We start from the raw sequence: 7,062 nt of genomic DNA on the forward strand, positions 1-7,062 counted from the left end.
TAAGGGATGCAAATATAGGTAATTTAATTTCAATATTTCAAGCCTAATATATTAAAATTTAAGAGGATAAAGATTTAGTTTTGCAGTAGTAATTTAAATTTTTAATGAATTTCACCAAAGAAGTAATAATCTGGTACTCAATTAATAAGAGGAATTTACCATGGAGAGAAACAACTAATCCATACTTTATTTGGCTGTCAGAAATTATATTACAACAAACACAAGTTAGTCAAGGTCTTCCCTATTATTTAAAATTTATTGATGTCTATACAACTGTTCAGGATCTTGCCAATGCCCCAGAAGAAGACATCTTAAAATTATGGCAGGGCTTAGGTTACTACTCAAGAGCAAGGAACTTGCATACTGCAGCTAAATATATAGTTAATGAATGTGAAGGCAAATTTCCCAATACCTATAAAGAGATTATAAAATTAAAAGGTGTAGGAGACTATACTGCAAGTGCTATTGCCTCTATTGCCTTTAACGAACCGACAGCAGTAGTAGACGGCAATGTTTACAGAGTACTGTCGCGCTTTTTTGGTATTGACACCCCAATAAATTCAACAAAAGGGATTAAGGAATTTAAGTCTCTTGCACAATCGTTAATTGACAAAAATAAACCAGCGACTTTTAACCAAGCCATTATGGAATTTGGTGCGAGACAATGCAAACCTAAGAATCCAGATTGTAAGTCTTGTCCATTAAGTTCAAGTTGCGTTGCACTCCAAAAAAACAAGATTGGTCTTTTACCGGTAAAACTTAAAAAGCTAAAAGTAAAGCATAAGTATTTTAACTACCTAGTCTGTATTGACTCTAAAAAACAGACGTTGTTTGAACAACGTACAAAAAAAGGGATTTGGCAAAACCTCTATCAATTTCCGTTAATTGAAAGTGGTTCACCTATACCAATTGATAGTTTTTCAGAATTAGAAGCCGAAAGAACCGCACTTAAAAATTACAGCTTTGATTATAGCCTTTATAACGAAACGGATGTTGTCCATAAACTATCTCACCAGCACTTGCATACAAAGTTTTGGATCATTGAGATTGATGGTGAATTAAACGATGGAATTTCGATTTCAAAATTAAATGAGTTTCCTACCTCTGTCCTTATTGCTAATTTTATTGAGGAATTCAATTTTCAAAATTAAATGCATCGATAAATTTTTATTACTTTTAAAGAAACGATATTGAAATGCGTAATTTTGCGCACTTAACTTATAATTATTATGTCTGGAACTTTAAATAAAGTAATGTTAATCGGTCATTTAGGTGATGAGGTGAAGATGCATTATTTTGATGATAAAAATTGTGTAGGACGCTTTCCTTTAGCTACAAATGAAACATACACCAATAAACAAACCAACGAACGTGTTTCTAACACGGAGTGGCACAATATTGTGGTAAGAAACAAAGGAGCTGAAATTTGCGAAAAATACCTCACAAAAGGCGATAAAGTTTATATTGAAGGCCGGATAAAAACACGTAAATGGACCGATGACAAGGGCATGGAGCGTTATTCTACCGAAATACAATGTACGGATTTTACGTTTTTAACCAATAAAAATGAGCAAAATCAAGATTCAGCGCAACAACAACGTACTGAGCCTTCTGCTTCAAAACCATCTTCGGTTAACGAACCTATAGAGGATGATGGTGATGATTTACCTTTTTAACACACACTGAAAACAATTAATCTTGGACCCAGAACCCCCGCGTTTATTAGTTCTTTTTTTAATTACAAATACATCTTTGATACTTAGTATTGCTGTACTGGTATTATTGCTTTGTTGCTCCGCTTTTATATCTGGCGCAGAGGTTGCCCTATTCTCTTTAACAAAAACCAATATCAACGAAGGTTTAGACAACAATTCTAAGTCAATGGCTATTATAGCCCGTTTGTTAGACCGACCTAAAAAACTGTTAGCAACAATCTTAGTCGCCAATAACTTTATTAACATAGCTATAGTCTTATTATTTGCTTATGTTGGTGATTTTCTGTTTCAATCCATTTCAATTACTTGGCTTCGGTTTTTATTGGATGTTATTATAGCCACCTTTCTGATTTTGTTATTTGGGGAGATTATTCCAAAGATTTATGCCAGTAGAAATAGTGTAAAATTTGCATCTATGGTTGCCAAACCGCTAAATGTATTAGATGTATTCTTTTCGCCTTTGAGCCTACCAATGCGCTATTTAACATTAAAAATTCATGGAACTTTAGGAAGGCAAAAATCCAATTTAAGTGTAGATCAATTATCCCAGGCATTGGAATTGACAAATAATGAAGATACGACGCAGGAAGAGCAAAAAATACTACAGAGCATTGTCTCATTCGGAAATACGGATACCAAGCAAGTGATGCGACCAAGGATGGATATTTTTGCGTTAAATTCCGAGTCAACTTATGAAGACGTTATCCCAGATATTATAGATCATGGGTATTCTAGGATTCCTGTTTACAAAGACAATGTAGATAATGTTATAGGTATTTTATATGTGAAAGATTTACTGCCACATCTTAACACTAAACAGTTTGATTGGATTACTATTTTGAGGGAGCCATTCTTTGTGCCCGAAAACAAAAAGTTAGATGATCTAATGGAGGAATTTCAAACTAAAAAAGTCCATTTAGCCGTTGTGGTTGATGAATATGGAGGTACTTCTGGTTTAGTTTCCTTAGAGGACATTATTGAAGAAATTGTCGGAGATATCAGTGATGAGTATGATGATGTAGATGTAGTCTTTACTAAAATAGACGACCAAAATTACCGTTTTGAAGGTAAGACTCCGTTAAAGGATGTCTATAAAATTGTTGGTATTGAGGATTCTTCAGAATTTGAGGAGCGTAAAGGTGAAGCAGAGACATTAGCAGGTTTTGTATTAGAAATTTCGGGTGGTTTTCCAAGAATCAATAGTAAAATAAATTTTAAAAACTACGTTTTTACCATAGAGGCCATTGAAAAGAAACGCATAAAAGATATAAAACTCACCTTATTGGATATTCAATGAAAAAGATAATTATTCCATTATTTGCGCTATTCTTAACAGGCTGTAAGGATCATTATCTACCTAAGCCTCAAGCCTATTTACGCTTAGAGTATCCTAGCCCAAAATATGTGCGCTCTGATATTCCTGTGCCCTTCGAGTTTGATAAAAACACCTTGTCAGAACCCATAACATCCATTACATCTGAAAACAATGGACAATCATTAGGTGTTACAATTAATTACCCTGAGTTGAAAGGCACAATTTATCTTACCTACAAAAAAGTAGATGATAATCTTATTGATTTACTAAGAGATACGCAAACCTTGACACAAAAGCACACCTTAAAGGCAGATGCGATAGAAAGCAACTTATTTGAAAACCCTAATAATCGTGTTTATGGTATGTTTTATGAAGTTGGAGGTAATGCAGCGTCTCAATCGCAATTCTATGCCACAGACAGCTTAAACCACTTTATAAATGGCTCGTTATACTTCTACGCAAAACCTAATTATGATTCTTTATATCCTGCGGCAGTCTATCTTAAAAATGACATCAGACGGATTATGGAAAGTTTAGAATGGAAGGATTAATTTAAATTTAAGCGAATAAAAAAATGCCACTGAAATTCAGTGGCATTTTTTGTTTTATGTGAGATTATCGAAATCTATTGGTAAACCCATTCACCACCAGATTTAATAACAGCAAAATCTTCCGTACCATTACTACCAGTATAGACATCTACTGTAACAATATATTTCTGCTCTTCTGCAGCACCTGGATTTAACATGTCTAAAACGATGTTTAATGCTTCTAAAACCATATCATTGGTCCATTCTGCAGCATTACCTGGTCTTCTTTCAAAGTTGCCGAAATTATCCATACTTCCTGTTGCTTCAGGATACGTAGAACTTAAAGCAGAAACTATTGCTGCGTAATCTGTACCTACTAAAGTATATCTTATGGTATTGTCTGGAACCCATACACCATTTTCAAAACCAAACTGAAGTGTTGTTTCAATAACAGATTCGTAACCAACCCATTCTCCGTCAGTAAACGTATAAAGGTTTCCTCTTGTACCTAAACCACTACTACTAGAGAAGTATTTATAGATGACAAAAATCTCATCCTCTTCTTGTGCAAAAGGATACTTTATGCCTAAAAATGTGTCTAAATAATTTGCAGCAGGTGTTGAACTACTAAAATTATCAAAACGTCCTGGCTGTCCAAATTCTTCACCCATGGAATCATAATCTGCTGAACTCAAATAGTAAACCCCTTCTGAAGCTTCCCATTCAGAACCATCATATGTAAAATATTCACCAGCTTTATTTATTTCTCCTGAAACACCTAAAAATCTTACAGCAAATGATTCAACTCTCCATCTTGCAGAAGCAGAATCTGTAGACGTATATTTAAAAGCTACATGGATTGTTTCCCCATCGTAAGCAGAAAAATCTAAATCTTCAGAAGTCGTTAAATCACCGAATGCAGTTTTATCAAAATCAAAAACATTCCAAGTTGCATCACCAACAGTTCCACCGGTAGTATAGTCGGTTGATATTAAAATATCGAAAGAAGTAGGATCAGCACCAAAAAGATCGATTTCTTGAGTGATTTGAAATAACAAATCCACTTCACCAGATAAATCAATTTCTGGAGAAATTAACCATTCTTCAACCGCATTAGAACTTCCGTTAAAACCTGAACCTGTAACGTTAGATGCTGTGGTATTCCAACCTAGTTCATCTAAGCCAGAAACAGAAACCACTTCAAAATCTCCGAAATCTCCAGGAAAAACAGCTGCATATAAGTTAGCTAAACCAACTTCTGGAGTTTCAAAATACTGGTCATATAAAGCCAAAACGATATCACCATCTGCAGGCATATCAATTTGAGCATCTAAAATAGCCGGAATCTCTTCCGTTGGATCAACGTTTGGATAAAAACCAAAAGCATCACTTCCTGTAGCAGCATAATCATCATTTGTGAAACTATATTCTGCCGATCCAGTAAAATCACTTACACCTTCTGCCGAACCTTGAAATAAGTTAAACCCTACATTTACAGAAGAACCATCTCCCCAAAAAGGGTACTTTTCAGCTAGAAAAGGTGGTAATAGAGTTTTTGCATCGTCTAAAGAACTAAAGCTACCAAAACCAAGTTCTAAATCAGCATAGTCATCTGCAGTTAAAGTATAGTCTGTACTACCAATAACTGTATTTTCGTTTGCGTCTAATTCCGCATTAATATCTTCTAAAGGATCACACGCTGTTAGCGTTAAGCCCAAAAAAGCCATTACATAGATTATTCTTTTCATTTTTCTAATTTTTTTAAAATTTAACTTTAGTGCCTATACTAAATGTTCTTCCAAACCCATAATATACTAAGGCTGATTGTGCATTTGATCCAGACCCATCTAAAGCATCTGCAATATAGGTAGTATCGAATATGTTATTAATACGACCTATTAAAGAAGCCTCAAAATTCCCAAATTTAAAATCGTGCTTTACAGCAGTATCAAAAACTCCATAAGCAGGAACTTTCCATGCATCTGGTCCTGGCGCACCACGATCACTAGGGTCAAAATCTGCATAAAGATTATCAAAGTAATTATAATCTACTGTTATACGAGTAGTTTCACCTACTGTATAGTCTACGCCAACAGCCATTGTTGTTTGAGCGGCATCACCTACATGTAAATCCTCGATAAATAGATTAACTGTATCTACAACTTCTTGTTCTTCATTTAGGATATTTACGTCTTCAACGTTATTTTCCCATCTCCAATCACCTAAAGATACCATTCCTGTTATATCTAAGTTCGATGTTGCTTTATATCTAAAATCAACTTCTATACCTTGGTGAATTGCATTAACCCCAAGAATATTAGCAAACCCTGTTTCATCATTGCTTAGCTGGAATCCAATAGTCTCGGTTCTATCTCTCCAAGCTGTTCTATATAAATTGACGTTTGCAGAAAATTTATCACCTCTAAAACCGTAACCTAATTCATAACTAACGATTTTTTGGTTTTCAGCGTTTTCGTTGATATCCTCATTATTAAATCTAATAAACACGGCGTCAAAATCAGGGGCTCTTTCAAAATACCCAAGATTAACGAACACATTATGGTTATCATCTATACGATAGTTACCACCACCTTTAGCACCAAAGCCAAAGAAATTATAACGATCCGTTTCTCTAAATTCACTGTCAGGTGTATAATTAAAGTAATCTACTCTTTTATAAGATGTGTTTGCTGCATTCAATGAAACAAACGTATTGAACTTTTCATTAACATCGTATTCCAACTGAGCAAAAGCTCCTAACCAACCTACAAGGCCATCGTTAAAGTAAGCAACTTTATCACCTTCTCTAGCAACACCTGAAGGGTTGTTTACATTATCTTCATTAATGATAAACTGTCCTCCTAATAAATCTGTTACTTCTCTAAAGTGAATACCTTTATAAGATCTAAAATCTAAACCTCCTAAAAATACCATTTGATCATTAAGGTCTGACTTTAATGTAGATAATACACCATACCAGTTATGATCGTTACGAGAAGCTCTTAAAGCTGCACTAGAGCCATTTGCTCCGTTTTCGATATTTTCTTGAACAATTCTGTCGAAATCCAATGGTCCAAAATTACCTATCCTGTATTCTGGACTTGTAAATTTAAAACGACCATCTCCTTCAAATCCTGGAGTTTCAGCATCGCTCCCCAAGGTACCACCTCCACCACCTGAGCCAAAAGACACATAGGCTGCAGTAGATACACTTGTTCTATCACTTACATCCCAATAGTGATTTAATGAAATCTGTGGTTTGTGATAAAAATTATCTTCTATACTTGTTAATTGACCGTTTTTCCATCCCCAGTCAGAATTGTACTTAATTCCATCAGGACTTTGTCTGAACGTTTCTATTAAATGTCTGTTCTGTCTTTGACCATGTCTTTGCTTTGCACCAAATGCAGTTAAAGACAAACTATGTTGGTCATTAATTTCTTTCGAAAGATTTACGAAATAAGATACAGAATTAAAAGGTGTTCCGGCAACATAACCATCA

General features: G+C 34.7%; 6 protein-coding genes. 4 read left to right on the forward strand and 2 right to left on the reverse strand.

The window, feature by feature from the left end; all coding sequences use genetic code 11:
- Positions 1–104 precede the first annotated feature (104 nt).
- The 4 genes from mutY to gldD all read left to right on the forward strand — a co-directional run bounded on the left by mutY (position 105) and on the right by gldD (position 3,581).
- Positions 105–1,151: an A/G-specific adenine glycosylase gene (gene mutY / locus ACFEMA_RS04380; RefSeq protein ID WP_411766799.1), complete on the forward strand. Its 1,047-nt coding sequence runs from the start codon at positions 105–107 to the stop codon at positions 1,149–1,151.
- 78 nt (positions 1,152–1,229) lie between these two features.
- A complete protein-coding gene (locus ACFEMA_RS04385) occupies positions 1,230–1,676 on the forward strand; it encodes a single-stranded DNA-binding protein (RefSeq protein WP_411766800.1) in 447 nt (148 codons plus the stop codon).
- 22 nt (positions 1,677–1,698) lie between these two features.
- Positions 1,699–3,012, forward strand: a complete 1,314-nt coding sequence (locus ACFEMA_RS04390) for a gliding motility-associated protein GldE (RefSeq protein ID WP_411766801.1) — start codon at positions 1,699–1,701, stop codon at positions 3,010–3,012.
- Positions 3,009–3,581, forward strand: coding sequence for a gliding motility lipoprotein GldD (gene gldD / locus ACFEMA_RS04395; protein ID WP_411766802.1), 573 nt, complete (start codon positions 3,009–3,011; stop codon positions 3,579–3,581). Before ACFEMA_RS04390 ends, gldD begins: the two co-directional genes overlap by 4 nt.
- Before the next feature lie 74 nt (positions 3,582–3,655).
- Here the strand turns inward: gldD and ACFEMA_RS04400 are convergent, their stop codons facing one another.
- Both ACFEMA_RS04400 and ACFEMA_RS04405 read right to left on the reverse strand, forming a co-directional pair.
- Positions 3,656–5,308, reverse strand: coding sequence for a choice-of-anchor J domain-containing protein (locus ACFEMA_RS04400; protein WP_411766804.1), 1,653 nt, complete (start codon positions 5,306–5,308; stop codon positions 3,656–3,658).
- A 13-nt stretch (positions 5,309–5,321) separates the two neighbouring features.
- The coding region (locus ACFEMA_RS04405; RefSeq protein ID WP_411766805.1) for a TonB-dependent receptor domain-containing protein at positions 5,322–7,062 on the reverse strand (1,741 nt) is incomplete at its 5' end.

The sequence above is a fragment of the Winogradskyella sp. A3E31 genome (assembly GCF_046720935.1).
Classification (GTDB): Bacteria; Bacteroidota; Bacteroidia; order Flavobacteriales; family Flavobacteriaceae; genus Winogradskyella.

Coding starts and splice junctions, on each gene's coding strand:
- mutY (WP_411766799.1), top strand. CDS start 105: ATGAATTTCACCAAAGAAGTAATAATCTGGTACTCAATTAATAAGAGG.
- ACFEMA_RS04385 (WP_411766800.1), top strand. CDS start 1,230: ATGTCTGGAACTTTAAATAAAGTAATGTTAATCGGTCATTTAGGTGAT.
- gldD (WP_411766802.1), top strand. CDS start 3,009: ATGAAAAAGATAATTATTCCATTATTTGCGCTATTCTTAACAGGCTGT.
- ACFEMA_RS04400 (WP_411766804.1), bottom strand. CDS start 5,308: ATGAAAAGAATAATCTATGTAATGGCTTTTTTGGGCTTAACGCTAACA.